The organism is Sphingomonas hankyongi (genome assembly GCF_023516575.1).
Taxonomy (GTDB): domain Bacteria; phylum Pseudomonadota; class Alphaproteobacteria; order Sphingomonadales; family Sphingomonadaceae; genus Sphingomicrobium; species Sphingomicrobium hankyongi.
The window spans coordinates 163,183-184,737 of the sequence record NZ_JAMGBE010000002.1 but is presented as its reverse complement, the minus strand read 5'-3'; the positions used below and the strand labels follow the sequence as shown (position 1 = coordinate 184,737).

At 63.0% G+C, this 21,555-nt stretch carries 24 protein-coding genes and 1 other RNA gene; 17 read left to right on the top strand and 8 right to left on the bottom strand.

Annotated features, from left to right (window positions below):
• The first annotated feature begins 82 nt into the window (after window positions 1–82).
• From LZ538_RS05620 to LZ538_RS05600, 5 genes are all read left to right on the top strand, one after another.
• Window positions 83–1,657 carry a flavin monoamine oxidase family protein gene (locus tag LZ538_RS05620; protein ID WP_283937640.1) on the top strand — a complete coding sequence of 525 codons (1,575 nt, stop codon included), beginning with the start codon at window positions 83–85 and terminating at the stop codon, window positions 1,655–1,657.
• On the top strand, window positions 1,654–2,118 hold the full coding sequence (locus LZ538_RS05615; RefSeq protein ID WP_249831031.1) for a GFA family protein: 465 nt from the start codon (window positions 1,654–1,656) through the stop codon (window positions 2,116–2,118). Before LZ538_RS05620 ends, LZ538_RS05615 begins: the two co-directional genes overlap by 4 nt.
• A gap of 110 nt (window positions 2,119–2,228) precedes the next feature.
• On the top strand, window positions 2,229–2,993 hold the full coding sequence (locus tag LZ538_RS05610) for a class I SAM-dependent methyltransferase (protein ID WP_249831030.1): 765 nt from the start codon (window positions 2,229–2,231) through the stop codon (window positions 2,991–2,993).
• Complete coding sequence (locus tag LZ538_RS05605; protein ID WP_249831029.1) at window positions 2,990–4,288, top strand: dicarboxylate/amino acid:cation symporter; 1,299 nt, start codon at window positions 2,990–2,992, stop codon at window positions 4,286–4,288. Before LZ538_RS05610 ends, LZ538_RS05605 begins: the two co-directional genes overlap by 4 nt.
• A 177-nt stretch (window positions 4,289–4,465) precedes the next feature.
• Window positions 4,466–4,816, top strand: a complete 351-nt coding sequence (locus LZ538_RS05600; RefSeq protein ID WP_249831028.1) for a UrcA family protein — start codon at window positions 4,466–4,468, stop codon at window positions 4,814–4,816.
• 55 nt (window positions 4,817–4,871) lie between these two features.
• On the opposite strand, the gene LZ538_RS05595 is transcribed toward LZ538_RS05600, so the two are convergent.
• On the bottom strand, window positions 4,872–5,621 hold the full coding sequence (locus LZ538_RS05595) for a LytR/AlgR family response regulator transcription factor (RefSeq protein WP_249831027.1): 750 nt from the start codon (window positions 5,619–5,621) through the stop codon (window positions 4,872–4,874).
• Window positions 5,611–6,831 (bottom strand): sensor histidine kinase, encoded by a 1,221-nt coding sequence (locus tag LZ538_RS05590; protein ID WP_249831026.1) that lies wholly within the window; start codon window positions 6,829–6,831, stop codon window positions 5,611–5,613. The genes LZ538_RS05595 and LZ538_RS05590 overlap by 11 nt, the downstream gene beginning before the upstream one ends.
• Window positions 6,832–6,976: 145 nt before the next feature.
• On the opposite strand from LZ538_RS05590, the gene LZ538_RS05585 reads away from it, so the two are divergent.
• Window positions 6,977–7,192 (top strand): hypothetical protein, encoded by a 216-nt coding sequence (locus tag LZ538_RS05585; protein ID WP_249831025.1) that lies wholly within the window; start codon window positions 6,977–6,979, stop codon window positions 7,190–7,192.
• 195 nt (window positions 7,193–7,387) lie between these two features.
• Window positions 7,388–7,939: a P-loop NTPase family protein gene (locus LZ538_RS05580; protein ID WP_283937639.1), complete on the top strand. Its 552-nt coding sequence runs from the start codon at window positions 7,388–7,390 to the stop codon at window positions 7,937–7,939.
• Window positions 7,940–7,941: 2 nt separating this feature from the next.
• Here the strand turns inward: LZ538_RS05580 and LZ538_RS05575 are convergent, their stop codons facing one another.
• The 3 genes from LZ538_RS05575 to LZ538_RS05565 are packed head-to-tail and all read right to left on the bottom strand — an operon-like array spanning window position 7,942 to window position 10,242.
• Entirely contained in the window at window positions 7,942–8,442 is a 501-nt protein-coding gene (locus tag LZ538_RS05575) for a 5' nucleotidase, NT5C type (protein WP_249831024.1), read from the bottom strand.
• On the bottom strand, window positions 8,442–8,819 hold the full coding sequence (locus LZ538_RS05570) for a hypothetical protein (protein WP_249831023.1): 378 nt from the start codon (window positions 8,817–8,819) through the stop codon (window positions 8,442–8,444). Before LZ538_RS05570 ends, LZ538_RS05575 begins: the two co-directional genes overlap by 1 nt.
• A gap of 25 nt (window positions 8,820–8,844) precedes the next feature.
• Window positions 8,845–10,242 (bottom strand): UDP-N-acetylmuramate--L-alanine ligase, encoded by a 1,398-nt coding sequence (locus LZ538_RS05565; protein WP_249831022.1) that lies wholly within the window; start codon window positions 10,240–10,242, stop codon window positions 8,845–8,847.
• Window positions 10,243–10,285: 43 nt separating this feature from the next.
• On the opposite strand from LZ538_RS05565, the gene LZ538_RS05560 reads away from it, so the two are divergent.
• Together LZ538_RS05560 and LZ538_RS05555 are read left to right on the top strand one after the other, a co-directional pair.
• Window positions 10,286–11,104, top strand: a complete 819-nt coding sequence (locus LZ538_RS05560; RefSeq protein WP_249831021.1) for an LD-carboxypeptidase — start codon at window positions 10,286–10,288, stop codon at window positions 11,102–11,104.
• A 76-nt stretch (window positions 11,105–11,180) separates the two neighbouring features.
• Window positions 11,181–11,447, top strand: coding sequence for an SWIB/MDM2 domain-containing protein (locus LZ538_RS05555; RefSeq protein ID WP_249831020.1), 267 nt, complete (start codon window positions 11,181–11,183; stop codon window positions 11,445–11,447).
• Window positions 11,448–11,531: 84 nt separating this feature from the next.
• On the opposite strand, the gene LZ538_RS05550 is transcribed toward LZ538_RS05555, so the two are convergent.
• Both LZ538_RS05550 and LZ538_RS05545 read right to left on the bottom strand, forming a co-directional pair.
• The gene (locus LZ538_RS05550) at window positions 11,532–12,275 is read right to left on the bottom strand and encodes an NUDIX hydrolase (RefSeq protein ID WP_249831019.1); all 744 of its coding nucleotides are present in this window, start codon (window positions 12,273–12,275) and stop codon (window positions 11,532–11,534) included.
• A gap of 85 nt (window positions 12,276–12,360) precedes the next feature.
• Window positions 12,361–12,627, bottom strand: coding sequence for a hypothetical protein (locus LZ538_RS05545; RefSeq protein WP_249831018.1), 267 nt, complete (start codon window positions 12,625–12,627; stop codon window positions 12,361–12,363).
• Window positions 12,628–12,700: 73 nt separating this feature from the next.
• Here LZ538_RS05545 and ssrA point away from each other — a divergent pair.
• Window positions 12,701–13,052: a transfer-messenger RNA gene (gene ssrA / locus LZ538_RS05540) on the top strand.
• A gap of 134 nt (window positions 13,053–13,186) precedes the next feature.
• Window positions 13,187–15,229: an amidohydrolase family protein gene (locus LZ538_RS05535; protein WP_249831017.1), complete on the top strand. Its 2,043-nt coding sequence runs from the start codon at window positions 13,187–13,189 to the stop codon at window positions 15,227–15,229.
• Window positions 15,230–15,232: 3 nt separating this feature from the next.
• On the opposite strand, the gene mscL is transcribed toward LZ538_RS05535, so the two are convergent.
• The gene (gene mscL, locus LZ538_RS05530) at window positions 15,233–15,655 is read right to left on the bottom strand and encodes a large conductance mechanosensitive channel protein MscL (protein WP_249831016.1); all 423 of its coding nucleotides are present in this window, start codon (window positions 15,653–15,655) and stop codon (window positions 15,233–15,235) included.
• A 138-nt stretch (window positions 15,656–15,793) separates the two neighbouring features.
• Between mscL and LZ538_RS05525 the strand changes: the two genes are divergently transcribed.
• From LZ538_RS05525 to LZ538_RS05500, 6 genes are all read left to right on the top strand, one after another.
• Window positions 15,794–16,390, top strand: coding sequence for a LemA family protein (locus LZ538_RS05525; protein ID WP_249831015.1), 597 nt, complete (start codon window positions 15,794–15,796; stop codon window positions 16,388–16,390).
• A gap of 1 nt (window position 16,391) precedes the next feature.
• A complete protein-coding gene (locus tag LZ538_RS05520; protein ID WP_249831014.1) occupies window positions 16,392–17,198 on the top strand; it encodes a TPM domain-containing protein in 807 nt (268 codons plus the stop codon).
• The gene (locus LZ538_RS05515) at window positions 17,195–17,869 is read left to right on the top strand and encodes a TPM domain-containing protein (protein ID WP_347402741.1); all 675 of its coding nucleotides are present in this window, start codon (window positions 17,195–17,197) and stop codon (window positions 17,867–17,869) included. Before LZ538_RS05520 ends, LZ538_RS05515 begins: the two co-directional genes overlap by 4 nt.
• Window positions 17,866–18,381 carry an NUDIX hydrolase gene (locus LZ538_RS05510; RefSeq protein WP_249831012.1) on the top strand — a complete coding sequence of 172 codons (516 nt, stop codon included), beginning with the start codon at window positions 17,866–17,868 and terminating at the stop codon, window positions 18,379–18,381. Before LZ538_RS05515 ends, LZ538_RS05510 begins: the two co-directional genes overlap by 4 nt.
• A gap of 86 nt (window positions 18,382–18,467) precedes the next feature.
• Window positions 18,468–20,681, top strand: a complete 2,214-nt coding sequence (locus tag LZ538_RS05505) for a M3 family metallopeptidase (protein ID WP_249831011.1) — start codon at window positions 18,468–18,470, stop codon at window positions 20,679–20,681.
• A gap of 36 nt (window positions 20,682–20,717) precedes the next feature.
• Complete coding sequence (locus tag LZ538_RS05500; protein WP_249831010.1) at window positions 20,718–21,551, top strand: metallophosphoesterase family protein; 834 nt, start codon at window positions 20,718–20,720, stop codon at window positions 21,549–21,551.
• Window positions 21,552–21,555 lie beyond the last annotated feature (4 nt).

Genomic DNA, 21,555 nt, shown 5'->3' with positions numbered 1-21,555 from the left:
ATTTTTCTGGGACGAGCCGCAGAATGCTGTCAGTTTACCGCTGAAATCGAACCCAAAACGTAGCGAAAGCGGGGGAGGGGCAATGGGACTCACACGGCGCGCGGTGCTCGAGCGAATTGGTGCCGTCGGAGGGGTTGGCGCTGCCTATCTCGCGATGGAAACGCTCGGCCTGGCTGTCGCAACCCCGGCCGGCGCCGAGAATTTCGAGCTCCCGCGCGGCAGCGGCGGCGGCAAGTCGGTCGTGATACTCGGTGCCGGGATCGCAGGCCTAGTGTCCGCATATGAGCTTCGGCGCGCCGGCTATGATGTGACGGTCCTCGAGGCGCGCGATCGCGTTGCCGGTCGCGTGTGGACCATCCGTGGCGGCGATGCGGTTGAGCAGATGGGCCGGCCGCTGCAGCGCGCCGCGTTCGACGAGGGCCTGTACTTCAATGCCGGCGCTGCGCGGCTCCCGTCGACGCACCGCTGCATTCTCGGTTACGCCCACCGGCTCGGCGTTCCGCTGGAAGTGTGGGTCAACAGCAATCGGAATGTGCCTTGGGATTTCGCCGGGAAGGTCCAGCCGGAGCGCCGCATGGTGAACGACATCCGCGGGCATGTCGGCGAATTGCTGGCCAAGGCGATCGATAAACATGCCCTCGACCAGGAGATGCCGAAGGACGAGCTCGCCGCGTTCAGACAATTCCTCGCGGCTTACTCGCAACTCAACGGCGAAGGCCGGTATCAGACCGGCGGCTCTTCCGGCTATTCCGTCGATGGCGGCGGGTACAACCAGGTGCCGCAGCCCGTCCCGCCATTGTCGCTGAAGGAATTGCTGCCGAACCAGGCGATCACGCTTCCTTACATCTTCGAGCATATCCACGAGATGCAGGCGACGATGCTCCAGCCTGTCGGCGGAATGGATCGGATTGCCCACGCCCTTTACGAGCAGGTGAAGCCAAGCGTGCGGCTGAGCAGCCCGATCACCGCTATCCGCCGCACGGGCGACCGGGTGCGGATAGAGCACGGGCCGGGCACGCAGGCGACGGAAGCGGACTATTGCGTCTGCACCATCCCGATGAACCTTCTTGCGAGGCTGCCGAACGACTTCTCACCGGCCAAGAAGGCGGCCTTCCGCGCGGTCAATTACTTCCAGCCGATCAAGGTCGCGTTCGAGTCTCCTCGCTTCTGGGAGACGGACGATCACATCTACGGCGGCCTTGGTTGGACGGACCGGATTACCGAGACGATCATGTATCCTTCCAGCGGCATCGGAAGCCCCAAAGGTGTGCTGGTCGCTTCCTACGTGTTGGCGTTTACGCGACCCGATAATCCGCAAGCCTTCTCTGCGTTGAGCCACGAGCAGAGGTTCCAGGCCTGTAGGGAGTCGGTGGAAGCGTCGCATCCGGGCAAGTCGCACCTTTTGGCAAAGGGCGTGACCGTCGATTGGAGGCTGACGCGCTGGTCGGAAGGGGTGACGCCGAACTGGCCGGGGGGACCGTTCGCGCCCGCCGATCGCGGAGCGGCTTATGCGGAGCTTTTAAAACCGGAGGGGCCCATCGTCTTCGCGGGCGAGCACCTGAGCTACCAGGGCGCCTGGCAGGAAGGTGCGGCCTTGTCGGCCCACGAAGCGCTCAAGCTGGTCGCGTCGATCTCGGCAGAACGGAAGGCCGCATGAAGCGCGATGGCGGCTGTGCCTGCGGCGCGGTGCGCTATCGCCTCAATCGCGACCCGATGTTCGTTCACTGCTGCCATTGCACATCCTGTCAGACCGAAACCGGGTCGGCATTTGCGATCAATGCGCTGATCGAAAGCGATCAGGTCGAGTTACTCCAGGGCTCGCCCGAGCCGATCATGACCCCGAGCGAGAGCGGGCGTGGGCAGCAGGTCTGGCGCTGCCCCGATTGCAAGGTCGCGCTCTGGAGCAATTATGGCGGCGCGAACGATGTCCTGCGCTTCGTCCGCGTGGGTACGCTCGATCATCCCGGTGAGGTGGAACCGGACATCCACATTTATACGCGGTCCAAGCTGCCCTGGGTGCGGCTCCCTGAGGGGGCGCTTGCGGTCGAAGCTTATTACGACAGCAGCCAAATCTGGCCGCCCGAGAGCCTGGACCGGCGGCAAGCACTCTTCGGCTGATCGTCGACCCGCGGAATCCTGATCGCCTGGGCGCGCAGGTTCGTCGAAGACGGATTGCCGTGCGCGAAGGATATTGTGCAGCCCGTCAGAGCATTCATAAGGGGGTTTCGATGGCAAAGCTCGCATCTCTCGCACTGATTCTCGCGCTTGCTTCCGCGCCACTGTCGCCGACGACCGCAGCAGCTCCTGCTGGGGTTGCTTCCGCGGTAGCGTTACAGTCTCGGAGCGCCGATAATGTGAAGCTGGACGAATCCCGCAAGCCGGCGGAGCTGCTGAAGTTCCTGGGTCTCGAGCAGGGCATGACTGTGCTCGATATGTTCGGCGGCAACCGATACTGGGCGGAGATCACCGCCCCGGCCATCGGACCGACGGGCAAGGTGCTGGTGTGGGAACCCACCCAATTCTACGACGATAAAGCCAAGGAGGCCTTCCAGGCCTTCGCATCGAAGAACCCGAACGTTTCGATCGTCGCCTCGCCGTTCGAAGCGCCCGAGCTTCCCACCAACTTCGCGGACTTCATGCTGATCAACCTCGATTATCATGACGTCTATTGGGAGAACGCGAAATTCGGCGTGAAGCACATGGAGCCGACCTCCTTCCTCCAGAGGGTCTATGCGGCGATGAAGCCCGGCGGCATCGTCGGTGTTGTCGACCATGTTGCGAATGCCGGCGGCGACACCCGGGCGGTCGTCGACAAGCTGCATCGTATCGATCCGGCTGTCGTGAAGGCGGATTTCGAAAAGGCGGGCTTCGTGCTCGAAGGGCAAAGCGACATGTACCGCAATGCCGCTGACGATCATTCGCTGCTGGTGTTCGACCCCAAGATCCGAGGAAAGACTGACCGCTTCGTCTACAAGTTCAGAAAGCCCCGTTGACCAAAGCCGCGGCCACCAGAGCGAGCAAGGGTAGCCGCGGCCTGCGCGTTTATGGCGCGCTGATCGCGCTCGTCATCGGCCTGACCCTCGGCGCGATGCTCGGAGATGTCGCGCCCGGAGTCCACGAGACCCTTGTGCGCATTGCAACTTTCGTCGGCGGCCTCTGGCTCAACGCCCTCAAGATGACGGTCATCCCGCTGGTGGTCGCGCTGCTGATCGTCGGCATCGCGCGGGGCAGGGAAGCCGCCAGCGCGGGCCGCATCGCGGGCCGCTCCGTCCTCTGGATCGTGATCATCTGCACGGCATCGGCTGCCTTCGGCGCACTGATGATCCGTTTCCTGACCAGCGTCTTCCCCTTGCCGCGGGGAACGGCCGAAGGACTTGAATCAGCGCTGACCGCTGCCGAGCAGAAGGCATCGGCGCCGCTTCCCGGCATCGGCGAATTCTTCAAGGGGATCGTCCCCGACAACGTCTTTGCTGCCGCCGTCAACGGCGACGTCCTGCCGCTTGTCGTCTTCTCGGTCCTTTTCGCTCTGGCCTTGGCCCAGATCTCCGCTGAAGGGCGGCGCAGCGTGGTCGGCCTGTTCGAGGCGATTGCCGACGCCCTGCTCGTCATCATCGGCTGGGTATTGTGGCTTGCACCGCTTGGCGTGTTCGCACTTGCTTACACTGTCGGCTCCGCGGCCGGCGCGGCGGCGTTCGCGGGGCTTGGGCACTACATCGTTCTCATCTCGATTGTAGGCATCCTCGTCACCTTGACGGCCTATCCGCTCGCGATCCTGGCCGGCCGCATGCCGCCGGGCCTTTTCGGACGTGCGACCCTCGGGCCGCAGGCGGTGGCGATCTCAACCCGGTCTTCGCTCGCCTCGCTCCCCGCCATGCTCTCGGCCTGTCGCGAAATGGGCGTTCGGGAACAGGTCGCCGACGTTACCCTGCCGATCTCCGTGGCTCTTTTTCGTGCGACCGGCCCGGCGATGAATGTCGCGGTCGCCTTTTACGTCGCTCATTGGCTCGGTCTTCAGCCCACACTTGGGCAAATGATCGCAGCGACGGCCGTCGGCGCAGTCATGAGCTATGGCGCCGTCAGCCTTCCGGGAGAGGTCAGCTTCATCAGCTCGATCGCTCCCATCGCGCTCGCCCTGGGCGCGCCCATCGCGCCGCTTGCGCTGCTCGTCGCCGTGGAAATGATCCCGGATATATTCCGCACCGTCGGCAATGTGACGATGGACGTTGCAGTGACCGCCGCGGTCGATCGAAATATCAGGGAAATCCCGGAAAACCTGAACGCCAGCTGACCCCCGTTCGTCGATTCAGCTGTCGGCGAAGGGCCGTTTGTCCGCAAGCCGACAAGTTACGAACTGTCATCGACACGAGCGCGACCGCGTCATCCGCGACGGCCATAAGGACCCTGCGACGCGGGGATTGTCCCCTTCCAACTACAGCCGCCCCGCGTCGCAACAGGAGGTTCTGTCATGTTGAAGACATTTCCGGCCATGGCCGCGCTGGTCGCCGCTTCGGCCCTAGTATTACCGACCGTCAGTCACGCTCAAACTTCGGACAGCGTCGTCGTGCCATACTCCGGCATCAACCTCAGCAGCCTTGCGGGCCAGCAGCAGTTGAAGCGCCGGGTGTCCAACGCCGCTGACATCGTGTGCGCCGCCGGCATGTCGCCCGATCTGGCGGTCGTGCGGGCAGATCGGGTCTGCACCTCGGACGCGATCACCCGCGCAGCGCCTGCTGTCGAGGCTGCCATCGACAACTATCGTCGGGGAAGCGTCGAAGTCCTCGGCGCCGCCGCGGGTATTACCGTTTCGGCACACTGATGATGGTGTCGACTACCGCCGCGCGCTCTACGTGGAGCCGCGGCGGTTTGATTTTCTAGCGTCCGGCAATCGCGCGGACGCGATCCGAATAGAGCCGGCCCACCGGCTGCTCCGTCCCGTCCGCCAGCCTGGCAATCCAGCGACCCGACTGGTTTCGCGTGAAGCCCGCAATGAAGTCCTTGCGAACGATCGCCGAGCGATGAAGCCGGACGAAGATCTCGGGGTTCAGCCCTTCCTCCAGCGCCGCCATTGAATGGTGGATCAGCCAGCTTCGGCGACCCACGTGCAGACGCATGTAATCGCGCTCGGCAGATACCCGGTCGACGTCGCGCGCTGCAATGCGGACGAGGCCTGACAGGTCCGATGCCCAGAATTCCTCCAGCCATTTCGAGCCGCCAGACGGGGCCGGCTGGCTCACGCGCTGCTGGAGATAGGCTTGTGCGCGATCGAGGGCGCGTTGCAGCCGGTTGGGATCGACCGGCTTCATCAGATAGTCCACGGCCTCAACCTCGAACGCGGCGACCGCGAACTGGTCGAAAGCGGTCACGAAGACCACCGCCGGCGAAGGGTTTTGCGCGGCTAGCGCTCGCGCGACGGAAATTCCGTCGAGGCCGGGCATCGCGATGTCCAGCAGCAGTACGTCAGGCGACAGCGCTTCGGTGAGGTTGATCGCGGAATCCCCGTCACTGGCGGTGCCGACGAGTTGCGCCCCTTCTGCGCGCGCGAGAAGCAGCTGCAGCCTTTCGGCCGCTAGCGGTTCATCATCGGCAATCAGGACGCGCAGCGGCTTCGATTCAGGGGGCATGGGTTTCCACTGGAGTTGTGAGCGATACTTTGAATCCGCCACCCGCAATCGGGCCGTAGCGGCAACTGGCGCGATTGCCGAAGCGTGCTTCCAGGCGCTGGCATACGTTGGCCAGGCCAACGCCGGTCCCTTCATGGGTCGCTGTCGGAAGGTCGATTTCGCCGCCGTTCTTCAGGCGGTTGCTGATCTCAACGACCATGCGGCCGTCGCCGAGATGACGAGCCTCGATCTCGATGAGGACGGCCTTTCGACTCTTCGAGACGCCATATTTGATCGCGTTCTCGACAATCGGTTGCAGGATGAGGGCGGGTAGGCGTGCTTGTTCGAGCCCTTCGGGAACTCTGATGTCGACATGCAGCCTGTCGGGGAAGCGGGCTTTTTCGATATCGAGATACAAGCGCTGGAGATCGATCTCCTCGGCCAGCGTGACCTCCGCGGTCGGATCGAGCGAAAGGCTGGTGCGGAAGAAGGTCGAGAGCGCGAGCAACATGGTCTCCGCTCGATCGGTCCGCCCCGTCATGACGAGCGAAGACAGAGAATTGAGCGTGTTGAAGAGGAAATGCGGGTTGACCTGGTAACGTAGCGCCCGGACCTGCGCCACCTGGGCAGCATTCTCCGCGACAGCGAGGCGCCGCTCGACCCTAAGCGCTTCCGCTTGCGCGAGCATCGCCATGTAGAAGGCGGTCCAGGCTGCAAAGAAGAAGAACCAGGTGACGGTGGAGTCGGCCGCATAACGGAACTGATCGCTTCCATGCAGTTGGTTGAGCCTGGGCCAGGTAACGACGAGGGGCGCCTGACCCGGCCGTTCCAGACGCATCGTGTTGCCTGTCTCGACGATCGAATAGCCTTCGCGTGAGATGAAGCGCATCTCCTCCTGGGGCTTTTCGAGGAACCGGTCCGCAGCGATCAGAAGCCCGGCCTGGGCGGCAGCCGCCACGAACGACGCCACTCCCCCGATGACTATGCGCTGCTTGATCTTCGTGTCGCGCGCATAAAGCGCGAACACCACATAGATGCCGGCCGTCAGCGCCACACCGATCGATACAGTCAGCAGGCGGTTCGCCATGATCGTCCATGGGTCTTCGGTGAGGAAGGCCCGGGCGACGACGGTGAGATAATAAACGAACCACATGCCGAAGATCGATTTCACCGCGAGCGGCCAATCGTTCAGGCGGTGTTCAACGACCGTAGGATGGGGAAGCATGCGCATCAGCGCTGTCTTGTACCATAAACTTGGTCCCGCAAACCTCCACCTGCCCATTGGCAGAAACATGACCGCGGCCGGTCGAACGGGGGGCTCACGGAACGCGCCCCGATGCCGCTCGTTTCAAAGCCGCAACACATTGGAGGAACGGGTGAGCGATCCCAAGAAGTCTGACACCGTGCCGCCGCCGGTAACTTCGGCCGAGCCCGATCGCGAGCTCGAGCAGCGGCTCAAGAAGAATCCTGACAACCTTGATGCCAAGGTCGATGTCGGAAGCGATGAATCCATGGATGCGTCGGATCCGCCGGCAGCAGCGCAACCGGGCTGCTCCGACGAACCCGTGCCGTCATCCGGATTTCCAGAATAAGTTACGGCACCGTCACTAAATCGCCTCGGCGTTGCAATAAATCAACAATCCACAGTTTTGAGGGCGCTGGTTAATTTATGGCCTAGACGCAATGACTCCCCTCTGATTCAATCTGAACGGGGGGTGGGACTGTGGTTAAGCAATACGCAACCAAATCAGCCGCATGATCCTACTCGGGCAAAAGGAGTCGGGTTCATGATTACGCGGACCAGCCAGCCGGCAAGCGGCGCGATGCTGATCTCGGAGATGAAGGAGTTCGCGAGCTTCCCGAAGGCTACGCAGCGCTACATCCGCCGGTCGCTCGATGTTGCATATGGTCGCCGCGACCCGATCGAATGCTGGGCCCGCGACGAGGGTGAAGCAGCCTCGATCCGCGCCCAGGCTCGCCTTTACAAGCAGCTCGATCACCTTCGGCTGCAGGTGCCGGATGACAGCGGTCTCGACATGATCGACCCCTTCATCGGCATGCTCATCACCATCTCGGCTTTCGATCTTGGCCAGGACCGGCTACCGAATTTTGCAGCTTATCGCTTCCTGTACGAGCGGCTTATCGGTGCGGCGTCGCGCCCGTGGCTTCCGTCCGCTTTCTGTGCTGCGGCGGCCCTTCCTCACCTGCATCCCGATCGCCGGCGCATTTTGCTCCAGTCGATCAGCGAGAGCGCGGCGACCGCGCCGGGCTGGTCGAGCCGCGAACCGGTGTTCTGGCCCGAGTGGGTCGAGAAGGTCGACCTCAAGGCCGCGGCATAAGCCTAGGCGCTCTCCGGCGCTTTCACCGACGGATAGATCCTCCCGAGCTGTCTGAGGCTGTCCTCGGCACTCTTGTGATGCACAAAGACCACACCGTGGGCCTCGTACGCCGCGCGGTGGGTTTCGCGATCGTCCACGAGGACATCGCCGGGATGCATGTGCCTGTGCTTGTCCCGCGCCATGCATGTGATGATCGGAACGCCGGGAAAATGCTCCGCGGCCCATTCGACTTTTTGCGGCGCGGCCCACCGACCCAGCGGAAGGCCGGTGAGGATTGTCGGCTTTAGATGCTCGACGGCGTCGAACAACAGTCGCGCGTCGTGCATCTCCGGCAGCGATCCATAGAAGTTCCTGGCCTTTGCGATCCGTCGCCAGAACTCACGGCGGCCGTGCCTGACTTCGAACTGCCGCGGAGACGCGCCCAGCGGTTGCCGCGCGCCTTCATCGAAGTCAGCGAGTACGCCGTCGCAATCGAGGAACAGTCGCGGCTGTGACGGCTTCATCAGAAGCGTGCCGGCTGCAATTCGATTGCGATCGACTCATCGACCGGCGTCCAGCCCTGATCACGCAAGACGTCGTTGCTTTCCCGGGCATTCCGCCCCGCGCCTAGGGACCAGGTTATATGGTAGGTCGAACCGTCCGGCCGGTCGGTCGTCCCATCGAGCTCGACCACCAGGCATTCCAGGCTGCGGCCGTCGTCCGCCATTCCCACGACGCGCGCGGTGGGTTTGCGGGGTAGGGGAGTCTGCGCGGTCGCTCCCAGGCGCAATGTCACATGATCGGCGATGACATCATCATATGTGGGCGGGAAATGCCGCAGCAGCAGCTCGCGGTCGTCGGCATCTAGTTTCCAGCCTGTTACCGATCCTGGCCTTGCCATGCGAAATCGACGCTAGAGCCGCGGATCAGTTCCGTCCGCCAAGCCGGTGCACAAGGTCCTCAGCGAAATCGATGAGCGTGTCGTCGCGCGCTCCCATGATCACGATGCGGTCGCCGGGCTTGGCCTCCGAAACCAGCAGGTCGGCGATTTTCGGTCGCTCCGGAACATGCGTCGCCGCCGCGCCCCGTTCCGCAATCTGGGCCGCAAGCCAATCCGAACCTCGGCTCCGTTCCACCGTGCCGCCCTGATAGACCGGGTCGGGCAGGAACAGCTGATCCCCGGGCGCCATCCCTTTGGCAAAGCTGTCGGCAAGCTCGTCGCCCATCTTCGCGAGCGGCCCGTATCCGTGCGGCTGGAACATGATCAGCAATCGTCCAGGCTGCGCCCGGAGCGTTGAAAGCGAAGCGTCGATCTTGTCCGGATTATGCGCGAAGTCATCGATGACGGTGACCTCTCCGGCGACGCCAACCGTTTCCAGGCGTCGCTTCAAGCCTTCGAACCGGCCCAGCGCAGCCACGGAATCCTCCAGCCGCACGCCGAGCGCCTTCGTGGCAGCGAGCGCGGCCAGCGCGTTGGACGCATTGTGGCGGCCGGGGACAGGCAGCCGCACGTCGTAGCGCTCGCCGTCCGCCTCGAGGGCAAAGGAGACGCCGTCCGCAAGCAGCTGGAGATCCTTGCCCATCAGATCGGCTCCCGGGCTGTCGAAGCCGTAAGCGATCCGCTTTTCGGCGGGCACGACGTCCGCAATGGCGCGAACTTCCGGATCGTCATGGTTGAGCACCGACTTGCGTGCCCGGAGGACGAACGCGCCGAACAGGCTTCGAAGCTCGGCCATTTCCTTATGGTCTAGGCTGATGTTCGTGAGGACCGCGACTTCGGGCTGATACAGGGCGATTGAACCGTCGCTCTCGTCGACCTCGCTTACGAACAGCTCGGGATCGCCCACCAGGGCGCTGGCGAAGGGTGCGGACGGCGTCACGAAATTCTTCATCACGGCACCGTTCATCACGGTGGGCTGGCGGTGGCAGGCGTGAAGGATCCAGCCGATCATGCCCGTGACCGTCGACTTGCCGCTCGTGCCGCCGACCGCCACGCTGCGCTGCGCGGAGTTGAGTAGCTGGGCGAGGAATTGCGGGCGGGTCAGGTGCTGGAGCCCGAGCTCGCGGGCCTTGACGACGTCCGGGACCGTGTCCTCGACCGCGGCCGAGGTGACCAAAGTCATCCCCGGCGCAAGACCTGAACCGTCCTGCTGGAAGAGCTGAATCCCGAGCGAGCGCAGATAGTCGAATTTGTGCGGCGTCCGGCCGGCATCGAGCGAGCGGTCGGAGCCGGCGACCTTCGCACCGCCGGCACGCACGATGCTGGCAAGGGGAAGCATGCCGCTGCCGCCGATGCCGCTGAAGAACACTGGTGAATCAAACATTGGCGCGGCCCTATTGCGCGCACGCCTGCAACACAAATAGGGAATGGCGGTGAAGATCGCCGTCGTCGCCCCGAGCTGCACCCTCAAACGCGAAGCGGCCGAGGCCGTCTTGGCAATCGCGGACGACCGCGGCGACTGCGAGCTGGCAATCCACCCGCAATGCTTCCTGGAAGACGGTCATTTCGCCGGACCCGATTCAGCACGACTGGAGGCGCTTCGCGAGGTGATGGCGGACCCCGCGGTAGACGCTGTTTGGTTTGCCCGGGGAGGTTACGGCTCCAATCGTATCGCCGAGGCAGCGCTGACGGATCTCCCATCGGCAGCGCGCGACAAGGTCTATCTTGGGTATAGCGATGCCGGTTTCCTTCACGCCGGGCTGCAGAAGGCGGGCCTCAGCGCCGTGTGGGGGCCAATGCCACAGGATGCAGTCCGGCAAGGGGGCGAGGCGGCGGTCTCGCGCGCCCTGGACTGGTTCGTGAAGCGCGACAGCTCTGCCCTGGAGCCATCCCTGCAAATGCCCGCTATGGCGTTCAACCTCACCGTTCTCGGATCCTTGCTGGGAACGGTGCTGGAGCCCGATCTCGCAGGCGTGGATCTGCTGATCGAGGACGTGAGCGAGCATCACTACCGGATCGACCGGACGATGTTTCATCTGACCGCCAGCCCCAACGTTCGTAAGGTGGCCCGGCTGCGCCTAGGCAGGGTGGGCGATATACCTTCCAACGACCCTGATTTCGGGCGCGACGAATCCGCCATCGTCGAGGAATGGTGCGTGCGCTCGGGCATCCCTTACGGAGGCCGGGCGGACATCGGCCACGACGTCGACAACCGGGTCGTGCCGTTTGGAGCGGCCGATCGCTGAATTTCCCTCTGCAACGGCATTGCAAAGGGAGCGGCTTTGCGCTCTATCCACAGACAGGAACAACAGGAGGGCCGTGATGGCACAAGGCAGTCGTAAGGCAGGGGGCGGACTGGCCCGCCCAGTTCAACCCTCGGCGGATCTCGCGGCGATCTGCGGCAGTGCGCCGCTTCCCCGCAGCCAGGTCGTTTCGAAGGTGTGGGACCACATTCGCAAGAACAACCTGCAAAACCCTCAAAACAAGAGGGAAATCCTCGCTGATGACAAGCTGAAGAAGGTCTTCGGGGGCAAGGACCGGGTCAGCATGTTCGAGATGAACAAGCACCTCTCGAACCATCTGAAATAAGTCTTCGGACCAGTTCGTATCAGAGGGGATCCGCCTAGCGGCGGGTCCCCTTTTTCTTTGATGGCGAAGCGACTCGGCCCGCTCTCACCCGCGCCACAATCCAACGAGCGCCTCCTGAGTGACCGGATAACCGAGATGATCGGGGATAGTGACGAACTTTTCGCCCTCCCGTTCCTCGACCCACGGCGTGATCGGCTCGACTGGGTGCGCGTGCGCATCGGCGACGATTTCGGCAAAGCTCAGATGCTGGGCGAGGCGTTCGAGGTTGCGTCGCGTCGGAAAAATCAGCTGCGCCTCCTGTCGCGTCTCGCGCTCCAGTGCCTCCGACGCGGTCATCCAATAGGCGGCTGCGCATTCGCCCTCGATCACGCGCGGCGTCCATTCCCCAGCGGGAGCCTGCGCGATGAAGAAGAGCGTGTCGAAGCGACGCACCGCGTGGAATTTCGGCACCCATCTCGCGAAAGGGGCCAGCTGCGTGAGATCGAGCTCAAGCCGCATTTCCAATAGGACTTGTGAGAAAGGGCGTTCGGCTGCCAGCGCGTCCTGTAGCCGCAGTGCGTCGTTCGCTTCTGGAACCGGGCGCAAACCGACTGGAATTGCGGTTTCTTCGATTGTCTCGCGGATTGCCGCGATCATGGCGCCGTCCCCTTCGGGGTGGTCGCTGGCAAGTTCATGATCGGCTTTGTCGATCCGTCCCCCGGGAAAGACGAGCGCGCCCGCCGCGAACGCCATCCCGGCTGACCGTTCCACGAGAAGAAGCTCAGGCGGACCGTCAACGCATTCGCGTACGAGAATGAGTGTCGCCGCAGGTATAGCCTCGTCCGCCATGGGACGCAGTTAGGCCTGGCCATCTCAAAGAAAAAGCCGCCCGAGCATTCGCCTGGGCGGCTTATCATCCAAATCGATCGGGAAATTACATCCCGCTGACGTTTTGCTCGTCCGCGTCGGCCGGATTGACGGTATTGTCGGACGCATTTTCCTGCTCGAGCTGCTGCTGCTGCGCGCCGAGCGCTTCGGCTTCGGCATTGGCGGCATCCGTGGCAGCATCATTGGAGAGGGCATTCAGGTCGGCTGCGGGCTGATTCATCTCAGCGTTGTTCACCGTGTCCTCGTTGTTGCTGCTGCATGCGGCGAGAGTCAGTGCAGTTGTGCCGACCAAAGCAAAAACACGCAATTTCATTAGCTTCTGTCCCCTGGAGGTGGTTTTACCTGAAAAGGCCATACCAGCAGAACGCGCGTCGGTTCCAGACCCTTTCCTTGAGATTACAGGTCAAAAATCCTATCTTAGGTAGGCCGGGCAACCGGCTATGTCGGTAGATTGTTGGGTGGAATAGGCATTTCGGACCCGGGGGGCAGTACCCCGGCGCCTCCACCACCAGCCGCCGCTTCGAACGGGTTTCGACGGCTGCTGATGGGGGCGAAATAGGATCGACGAGTGCAATAAAGGCCTGATTGCCGATCGGATTGAGCCACCGTGACGGTTCATTCACACAAGTGCCAACGATAACGAGGCGCTCGCTATTGCTGCGTAACTGACGGCCTAACGGTCTGAAGTTACAAAGCTAAAGCGCGGTTGGACCCCACCGGGCAACAGAAGGGGATTCCAGCGGCCTCCGAGGGAGCCGGGCAACAGAATCCCTCGGACTTCCACGACCTCCGTTTGCCGATTTGTCGATGCGGGCATTGCGCATCGCGCCGGAGCCGCCATGGTGCGGCCAGATCGAAGGGGGATTCCATTCATGAAAATGCGTTCGACGCTTGCCGCGATGCTGCTCGCCAGTGCTTCCGCACATTCTCTCGCCGAGCCTACGCCGAAGGATCAACTGCTCAATCCGCCAGCGGGCGCGACCCACTACGTCGTCGTCTCGGCCGCCGGGAAGCACGGCGATCAATGGGTCTGGACGCAGCCCGACGGTTCCATCGCCTCGCGCTATTCGCAGTCGTTGCGCGGCTGGATCACGGAGATCGATGAAGTGATGAAGCTCGGCGCCGATGGTGTTCCGACGTCGATCGCCATCCGGGGCGTCACGCCGAGCGGGGACGCGGCTGAAACGTTCGGCGTGGCGGACGGAAAAGCGGTCTGGAAAGCCGCCGCGGACAGCGGCGAACTGCCGGCCAAGCCTGCATTCTATCTCGCTACCGGCGGCACGAATATGGCCAACATGCCGCTCGTCGATAAGCTCGTGAAGGCCGGGAGCGCCGGCGTGGACCTCTATCCGAGCGGCCATGTAACGCTTGAGAAGTCCTCGACCCTGTCAATCAAGGGGCCGAATGGACCTAAGACCGTCCAGCTCGCGTGGATACGCGGCATTACGCCTGCCCCTTCGCCGGTTTGGCTCGACACGGACGGCAAATATTTCGCGGAGGTCAGCTATATCTCGACGATGCCCGCTGGATATGAGGGCAATCTGAAAGTCATGAACGACTTCCAGGATGCGGAGACGGCGAAGGCTGTCCGCGACATCGCTCATCGCTTCCTGGCTGACGCGAACCGCGCTCCGGTTCTTTTCGACCACGTACAGCTGTTCGATGCGGATTCCGGCAAGTTCCTCGCAGACCGCGCGGTTCTCGCGATGGACGGCAAGATCAAGACGGTCGCCGACGGCGGATCAATTGCTCCGCCCCCCAACGTCAAGGTGATCGACGGCCGGGGGAAGACGCTCGTGCCGGGAATGTGGGACAGCCACCTCCATATCGGTGACGACTGGAGCGTGCTGATGAATGTCGCGGAAGGCATCACCAGCTTCCGCAGCCCCGGAACGGAGATCGACCGCGCAGTCGACGCGACAAAGCGCTGGAAGTCGCACGACCTGTTGATGGGCGAGCCCTGGATCTCGCAGATCATCGACAAGAAGGATCCGCTGGCTGCGCAGGGCGCGGAGATCGTGTCCAGCCAGGCGGAGGCTATCGCCGCCGTTCACAAGATCCACGATGCAGGTCTGTGGGGCGTCAAGTTCTACACGTCGATGAATCCGGACTGGATCCCGGCCGCTGCCGCCGAAGCGCACAAGCTCGGCATGCACGTTCACGGTCACGTCCCCGCGCACATGCGACCGTGGGACGCCGTGAAGGCCGGCTACGACGAGATCACGCATATCAACTTCGTCGCGATGCAGGCGATGCCGCAGGAAGTCGTCGACAAGGCAAACACCGCCGAGCGCCTCGAGGGCCCAGCCAAATATTTCAAGGACGTGGACCTCAAGAGCCCGGCGATGCAATCCTTTTACGCGGACCTCGCCAAGCGCCACACGATCATCGATCCGACTTTGGTCACGTTCGAAGCGTCACTGATTTCGGACGGCGGTACGCCTGCCGCGGCTTATGCGTCGTACATGGGCATCCTTTCGCCCGTCTATGACCGCAGCTTCAAGGCTGCCGGCCATCCACTGGTGAAGGGCTATACGCGTGACGATTATCGGAAGAGCTGGGCCAAGCTCGTTCAGCTCGTCGGCGAGCTCCATAACGCCGGAGTGACGATCGTTGCCGGGACGGACGGCCAGGGCATGGAGCTGGTTCGTGAGATCGAGCTCTATCGCGATGCCGGATTCACGCCGGCCGCAGCGCTCCAGTCCGCAACCATCGTCCCGGCGCGCATGGTCGGCGCAGACAAGCGCACAGGCTCGATCGCGGTGGGCAAGGAAGCCGACATGGTGCTCGTCGACGGCGATGTCGCGAACGATCTCGGCGCGCTGCGCCGGGTCCTGACTGTCGTCAGCGACGGTTACGTCATGGATGGTGATGACCTGCGCAAAGCGGCCGGAATCAACGGCCGCCCGAAGTAAGGCTCAGCGCCGCTTCAGCTCGTCCCGGATCTCCGCCAGCAGCTCGACTTCGGTGGGGCCTGCTGGCGCGTCCGGCCCTTTCCTCGTCATCTTGTTCGCCCAGCGGACAAGCAGGAAGATGATGAAGGCGAGGATCAGGAAGTTGATCAGAACCGTGATGAACTGGCCCCAGCCTAGCACCGCGACGCCGGCCTTCTTGAGGTCGGCATAGCTGGCCGGGTCGCCCTTGAAGGAATCCGGGATCGGGCCGAGCAACGTAAAGTGGCTTGAGAAATCCAGGCCGCCGAAGATCGCGCCCACCATCGGCATGATGATGTCACCCGTAAGGCTGGTCGTGATGGTCGCGAAAGCTGCGCCGATGATCACGGCGACTGCGAGGTCGAGAACATTTCCCTTGGCAATGAAGTCCCGGAATTCCGTCAGCATGGATCCCCCCTTCGAACGTCAGTCCAGCCTTAGCCTAATTAAAGCTGTTGCGCAGCTGTGTTGTAGTTCTAAGACACCATTGAAACGAAACGACGGTCTCTCTAGTTATGCGCCCGACATGATGTTTCGGAGGGGACGATGACCGCACTTCGCCGCTTTGGTTTGGTTGCACCGCTCGCCGCATTCAGCCTCGCGGGCTGCGGGCTCAATTCGGTCCCAACGGCCGAGGAGCAGGTCAACGCCGCCTGGGGGAATTTGCAGGCGGACTACCAGCGTCGCGCCGATCTCATCCCCAACCTCGTCAGCACGGTCAAAGGCTATGCCCAGCAGGAGAAGACGGTCCTGATCGAGGTGACCCAGGCGCGGGCCAGTGCCACGAGCGTGAAGCTGAGCGCGGACGATCTCAGCGACCCGGCCAAGGTTCAGGCATTCGAAAATGCTCAGGCCCGCCTGTCGAGCGCGATCATCCCATTGCAGCGACTTCAGGAAGCCTATCCCGATCTGAAATCGAATCAGAACTTCCTGGCGCTTCAGGACCAGCTCGAGGGCACCGAGAACCGCATCAACGCCTCTCGCCGCGACTATAACGAGGCGGTGCAGGCCTATAACACCCGCATCCGCACCTTCCCGGACGCGATCGGCGCGAAGATCTTCTACGGCGCCAAGCCGAAGGTGCCTTTCGCAGCGTCGGCCAAGGCGCAGGAAGCGCCGACGGTCGACTTCAACGCCGGCTAAGTTGAAACAGCTCCTCGCGCTGCTTTGGTTGGCGCTGCTGGCGCTGGCGGCACCGGCCGCCGCGCAGACTTTTCCAAAGAACAACGGTTCGCCCGTCGTGGACCAGGCTGGCATCCTGCGTCCTGAGCAGGTGATCGACCTGAAATCGAAGGCCCAGGCGCTTTATGCGCAGAGCGGACGCGCATTCGCGGTCGCCACCGTCAAGAGCCTCGAAGGTTATCCGGTCGACGATTACGCATACCGGCTAGGTCGCGACTGGAAGCTTGGAAGCGCGAAGGGTGACGATGGCGTCCTCCTCCTTGTCGCGCCCAACGAGCGTAAAGTCTCCATCGCCACGGGCTACGGTGCTGGCGGCTACATGACCGATGCGATGTCGGGGATCATCATCCGCGAAGCGATCTTGCCGCACTTCAAGCAGAATCCGCCCGACTATGGCGGCGGGATCGAGGCCGGCGCGGATGCGATTATCAAGCAGATGAGCCTCCCGCCGAACGAGGCTCAGGCGAGGGCGGCACAGGCCGACAAGGCGCAGCAGGCGCGAAGGGACCAAAGCCCGGGCATATTGCCGGTTATTTTCTGGATGATCATCATCCTGTTCATGATCAGCATGTTCGCGCGTCGGGCCGGCGGCCGCCGCCATCGCCGTCGGCGCGGTTGGGGCGGACCCATTATCTTGTGGGGACCTGGCTCAGGCGGCGGAGGTTCTTGGGGCGGCGGCGGTGGCAGCTGGGGCGGCGGCGGAGGTGGCTCGTTCGGTGGATTTGGCGGCGGCTCGTTCGGCGGCGGCGGAGCGTCTGGCTCGTGGTGAAGCAGCTGTCGGATGCCGATCACGACAAGGTCAGTACTGCGATCGCCGCAGCAGAAGCGAATAGCGACGGTGAGATCGTGGCCGTTACCACGCCGATCAGCGATCCGTACCACGATGTCGCCCTGCATTGGGCTCTGATCCCGCTGTTCGCGGTACTTGCCTGGGCAGCGTGGCGCCCGACCGCATTGGTGTGGTGGTATGATTTCTTTCTTGGCGGCTGGCAGCCCGACCCTCCTCTCGGACAGCTGCTGACGCTGCTCCTGGTTTTCGCGGCGCTAAAGTTCACGGTCGCGCTTCTGATCCTCAGGTGGATGCCTTTGCGCCTGGCGCTGACGCCAGGCGCGACCAAGCAGCGACGCGTGCGGAGGCGCGCAATTGCCGTCTTCAAGGCGGCTGCAGAGCGCCGCACGATTGGCCGCACAGGCATCCTGATCTACCTGTCCATGGCAGAGCGTCGCGCGGAAATCGTGGCTGACGAGGCTATCGCGAAGGTCACAGACGCCGGCACATGGGGCGATGCGATGGAGGCTCTCCTCATTGAGGTGAAGCAGGACCGCGTCGCGGAGGGGATGGTCGCCGCCATTGGGGAAGTCGGCAAAGTGCTTGCCGAGCATTTCCCGCGCTCCGTTACAGATACCAACGAAATTCCCGACAAGCTGATCGAACTATGAGCCTAGATGACGATGCGCCGGCCGAGGTCATGTGGGCGGGTAAATTCGTGCGTGCGATCAAGAAGGGGAAATGGGAATTCGCATCGCGCACGAACGATATTCGCGCCGTCGTTGTCGTCGCCGAGTTCGAGGGCAAAACCATTTTGGTCGACCAGCCGCGCGCCGCGACGGGCTGCCGGTGCCTCGAGCTGCCCGCTGGCCTGGTAGGGGACGTCGACAGGGACGCCACGGTCGAAGCGACAGCGATCAAGGAGCTTGAGGAGGAGACCGGCTTCACCGCCGAACGAGTTGAGCGGCTGGGCGATTTCTACGCCTCGCCAGGCATGCTGAGCGAAGGATTTACTTTGGTCCGGGCTCATGGAGTACGCCGGATCGGGCCCGGCGGAGGCGACGAGCATGAGGATATCAACGTCCACTTGGTGCCGCGCCCGGACATCCCGCGTTTCGTCGAAGACAAGAGGGCCGCCGGATTCGGGATCGACGTCAAGCTGCTGATGTTCATGCATTTCTGAAGCTGCGTCCTTGCCGTTCGTCGAACGGGCGCTTGCTCAAGCGGCGGCTGCGATTAGTTGCCGACGGAGATCTTGAAGGGGGATTCATGAAACATCTGCTTTTCGCGGGCACGGCGGTGCTCACGCTTGCTGCCTGCGCCGGCGGCAATAGCTACACTGGAATCGATGCCGGACCGACGGCGGCTGCCGAACCGGCGCCCGTGGCCGAGCCTGTTCCGGTTCCCATTCCCGTTCCCGACAATCCATTGCTTGCGGAATGGACCGGGCCTTACGGCGGAGTTCCGCCGTGGGATAAGGTAAAGGCGTCGCTCTTTCCGGAGGCTTTCCAGTTCGGCATCGACGAGCAGCGCCGTGAGTTCTCGGCGATTGCCGGCAACCCCGAAGCGCCGACTTTCGCAAACACGATTGAAGCGATCGAAAAGGGCGGTCGGCGGCTTGATCGTGTGCAGACCCTGTTCGGAGTCCTGTCGAGCAACCTGGCGACCCCCGAAGTGCAGGCGGTCGACAAGGAATGGAGCCCGAAGCTCCAGGCCGCGAGCGACGAAATCACGCTCAATCCGCAACTGTTTCAGCGGATCAAGGCCGTCTACGAGGCGCGCGCTTCCCTAAACCCGAAGCAGCAGCGGCTCGTCACGCGCTACTATGATGCGTTCGTTCGCAACGGCGCGAACCTCAATCCCGAGCAGAAGACGCAGCTGTCAGCCTATAACCAGGAGCTCGCGACGCTTTTCTCGACGTTCAGCGAGAAGGTCCTAGCGGACGAAAGCACGTACATCACCGCGACTTCGGCTGATCTGAAGGGCGTTCCGCAGGATGTGAAGAATGCGGCGCTCGCGGCCGGCAAGGAGCGCAAGCTTGCGGCCGGCCAATATGCGATCGTCAACACGCGCTCGGCGGTCGATCCCATCCTCACTTTTGCCGACAACCGCGCGCTGCGTGAGAAGGTTTGGCGCGCGTTCGTGAACCGCGGGGACAATGGCGACGCGAACGATACCAACGAGACGGTCGCCAAGATCGTGAAAACCCGCGCCGACCGCGCCAGGCTGCTCGGCTTCGCCAATCATGCCGAGTGGCGGATGCAGGACACCATGGCCAAGACGCCGCAGCGGGCGATGGACCTGATGATGCGGGTGTGGCCGGCGGCCGTCGCGCGCGTCCACGAAGAAGTCGCCGACCAGCAGGCGCTCGCGAAAAAGCTTGGCCACAAGATCACGATCGAGCCGTGGGACTATCGCTATTATCAGGAGAAGGTCCGCAAGGCTCGCTTCGATCTTAGCCAGGACGAGATAAAACCCTATTTCCAGCTCGATAACATCCTCAACGGGATGTTCTGGGCGGCCGGAGAGCTCTACGGCTACGACTTCAAGGAGAACACCGGAACCGTACCGGTCTTCCACCCGGACGTCCGCACCTTCGAGGTGACCGACCGCAAGGACGGCCACGTCGTTGGGGAGTTCTATCTTGATACCTATGCGCGGACCGGCAAGCGCTCGGGGGCATGGCACAACGCCTATCGCGCCCGCGTCCAGCTGACCGGCGACAAGATCGTCCTCAATTCGAACAACAACAATTTCACCAAGCCGTCACCCGGCGAGCCGGTTCTCATCAGCCTCGATGACGCAGAGACGATGTTCCACGAGTTCGGCCATGCGATTCACTATCTCACGGTGGACGTCGAATATCCGAGCTTCGCCGGAGCACAGCGCGACTTCGTCGAATATCCGAGCCAGGTGAATGAGAATTGGCTGCTGACGCCGGCGGTGCTCAGCCGCTTTGCCAAGCACTACAAGACCGGCGAACCGATGCCGCAGGCGCTCGTCGACAAGATCGAGAAGGCAGAGACCTTCAACCAGGGCTTTGCCACGGTGGAATATCTTTCGTCCGCGATCGTCGACATGATGCTCCACACGGACCCGAACGGCGTCATCGATCCTGACAAGTTCGAGCGCGATGCGCTTACGAAGATCGGAATGCCGAAGGAGATCGTAATGCGGCACCGCCTGCCGCAGATGAACCACCTCTTCTCGTCCGATTCCTACTCGGCCGGCTATTATTCCTACCTCTGGTCGGAAACGATGGACGCGGACACCTGGGCAGCGTTCGAGGAGACCGGGAACGTATGGGACAAGGCGACTGCCGAGCGGTTCAAGACGATGCTCCTCGCGACCGGCAACGAGACCGACAGGATTGAGGCCTATCGCGCCTTTCGCGGGCGTGATCCCGACGTGACGGCGTTGCTGAAGCGCCGCGGCTTCCCGGTCGATGGCGCATCGACCGCGTCGGAAGGCGCAACAAAGTAAGGCTGAACCGGGCGGGTCTGGACGCGTTGTCGGTCCATGACCCGCCTGGTTCATCTTTCAGACCTTCATTTCGGCGCCCACGACGAGGACCTGGTCGATGCGGTCGAACAGTCCGTAGCCGAACTCAAGCCCGACCTTGTGGTGGTCAGCGGCGACTTCACGCAGCGCGCCCGCACCGAGCAGTTCAGGGAAGCCTGCGAATTTCTCGAAAGGCTTCGTGATGGGGGCCATGAGGTTCTCGGCGTCCCCGGCAACCATGACGTGCCGCTCTACGACGTGCTTCGTCGCTTCCTGTCTCCGCTGGCGCGCTACCGCCGCTTCATCGATGCGACGCTCTGCCCGTTCATCGAGCTGCCGGGCGTCGCGGTCCTCGGCGTCAACACCGCGCGTTCGCTCACCTTCAAGGACGGACGCATCAACGATGACCAGGTCGCTTTCATTCGCGACACATTTGCCCGCATCCCCGCCGAGGCGGTGCGCATCCTTGTCACGCATCACCCACTGTTCGCTTTGACGGTCGGGGACGAAGTGGAGCGGGCGATAGGGCGACAGGAGCTGGCGCTCGACGCGGTCGAAGATTCCGGCGTCGACATGCTGCTTGCCGGCCATGCGCACCACGCATCAAGCCAGGATGCGGGCGACCTGGTCACACGTGCCGGCGGTGTGCTCGTCGTGCAGGCAGGCACGGCGACGTCGACGCGCGTCCGAGCGCAGGAGCAAAGCTTTAACAGGATCGACATCGCCGAAGGAAGCGTCACGGTAACGGTCCACGGCTGGACGGGCGAGAATTTCGCGGCAAACGACGCGCAGCGCTACGACTGGCAGAGCGGCAAGTGGGTCCTGCGGAAGTCAGCGGAACCGGCCCACTGACCTT

Excerpts from the sequence above, each read along its gene's own strand:
- LZ538_RS05500 (WP_249831010.1), top strand. The coding sequence starts at position 20,718 with ATGACCCGCCTGGTTCATCTTTCAGACCTTCATTTCGGCGCCCACGAC.
- LZ538_RS05565 (WP_249831022.1), bottom strand. The coding sequence starts at position 10,242 with ATGTTTGATTCACCAGTGTTCTTCAGCGGCATCGGCGGCAGCGGCATG.
- LZ538_RS05525 (WP_249831015.1), top strand. The coding sequence starts at position 15,794 with ATGACCGCACTTCGCCGCTTTGGTTTGGTTGCACCGCTCGCCGCATTC.
- mscL (WP_249831016.1), bottom strand. The coding sequence starts at position 15,655 with ATGCTGACGGAATTCCGGGACTTCATTGCCAAGGGAAATGTTCTCGAC.
- LZ538_RS05575 (WP_249831024.1), bottom strand. The coding sequence starts at position 8,442 with ATGAAGCCGTCACAGCCGCGACTGTTCCTCGATTGCGACGGCGTACTC.
- LZ538_RS05615 (WP_249831031.1), top strand. The coding sequence starts at position 1,654 with ATGAAGCGCGATGGCGGCTGTGCCTGCGGCGCGGTGCGCTATCGCCTC.
- LZ538_RS05610 (WP_249831030.1), top strand. The coding sequence starts at position 2,229 with ATGGCAAAGCTCGCATCTCTCGCACTGATTCTCGCGCTTGCTTCCGCG.
- LZ538_RS05555 (WP_249831020.1), top strand. The coding sequence starts at position 11,181 with ATGGCACAAGGCAGTCGTAAGGCAGGGGGCGGACTGGCCCGCCCAGTT.
- LZ538_RS05580 (WP_283937639.1), top strand. The coding sequence starts at position 7,388 with ATGATTACGCGGACCAGCCAGCCGGCAAGCGGCGCGATGCTGATCTCG.
- LZ538_RS05560 (WP_249831021.1), top strand. The coding sequence starts at position 10,286 with ATGGCGGTGAAGATCGCCGTCGTCGCCCCGAGCTGCACCCTCAAACGC.
- LZ538_RS05570 (WP_249831023.1), bottom strand. The coding sequence starts at position 8,819 with ATGGCAAGGCCAGGATCGGTAACAGGCTGGAAACTAGATGCCGACGAC.
- LZ538_RS05590 (WP_249831026.1), bottom strand. The coding sequence starts at position 6,831 with ATGCGCATGCTTCCCCATCCTACGGTCGTTGAACACCGCCTGAACGAT.
- LZ538_RS05505 (WP_249831011.1), top strand. The coding sequence starts at position 18,468 with ATGAAACATCTGCTTTTCGCGGGCACGGCGGTGCTCACGCTTGCTGCC.
- LZ538_RS05600 (WP_249831028.1), top strand. The coding sequence starts at position 4,466 with ATGTTGAAGACATTTCCGGCCATGGCCGCGCTGGTCGCCGCTTCGGCC.
- LZ538_RS05620 (WP_283937640.1), top strand. The coding sequence starts at position 83 with ATGGGACTCACACGGCGCGCGGTGCTCGAGCGAATTGGTGCCGTCGGA.
- LZ538_RS05595 (WP_249831027.1), bottom strand. The coding sequence starts at position 5,621 with ATGCCCCCTGAATCGAAGCCGCTGCGCGTCCTGATTGCCGATGATGAA.
- LZ538_RS05535 (WP_249831017.1), top strand. The coding sequence starts at position 13,187 with ATGAAAATGCGTTCGACGCTTGCCGCGATGCTGCTCGCCAGTGCTTCC.
- LZ538_RS05510 (WP_249831012.1), top strand. The coding sequence starts at position 17,866 with ATGAGCCTAGATGACGATGCGCCGGCCGAGGTCATGTGGGCGGGTAAA.
- LZ538_RS05550 (WP_249831019.1), bottom strand. The coding sequence starts at position 12,275 with ATGGCGGACGAGGCTATACCTGCGGCGACACTCATTCTCGTACGCGAA.
- LZ538_RS05545 (WP_249831018.1), bottom strand. The coding sequence starts at position 12,627 with ATGAAATTGCGTGTTTTTGCTTTGGTCGGCACAACTGCACTGACTCTC.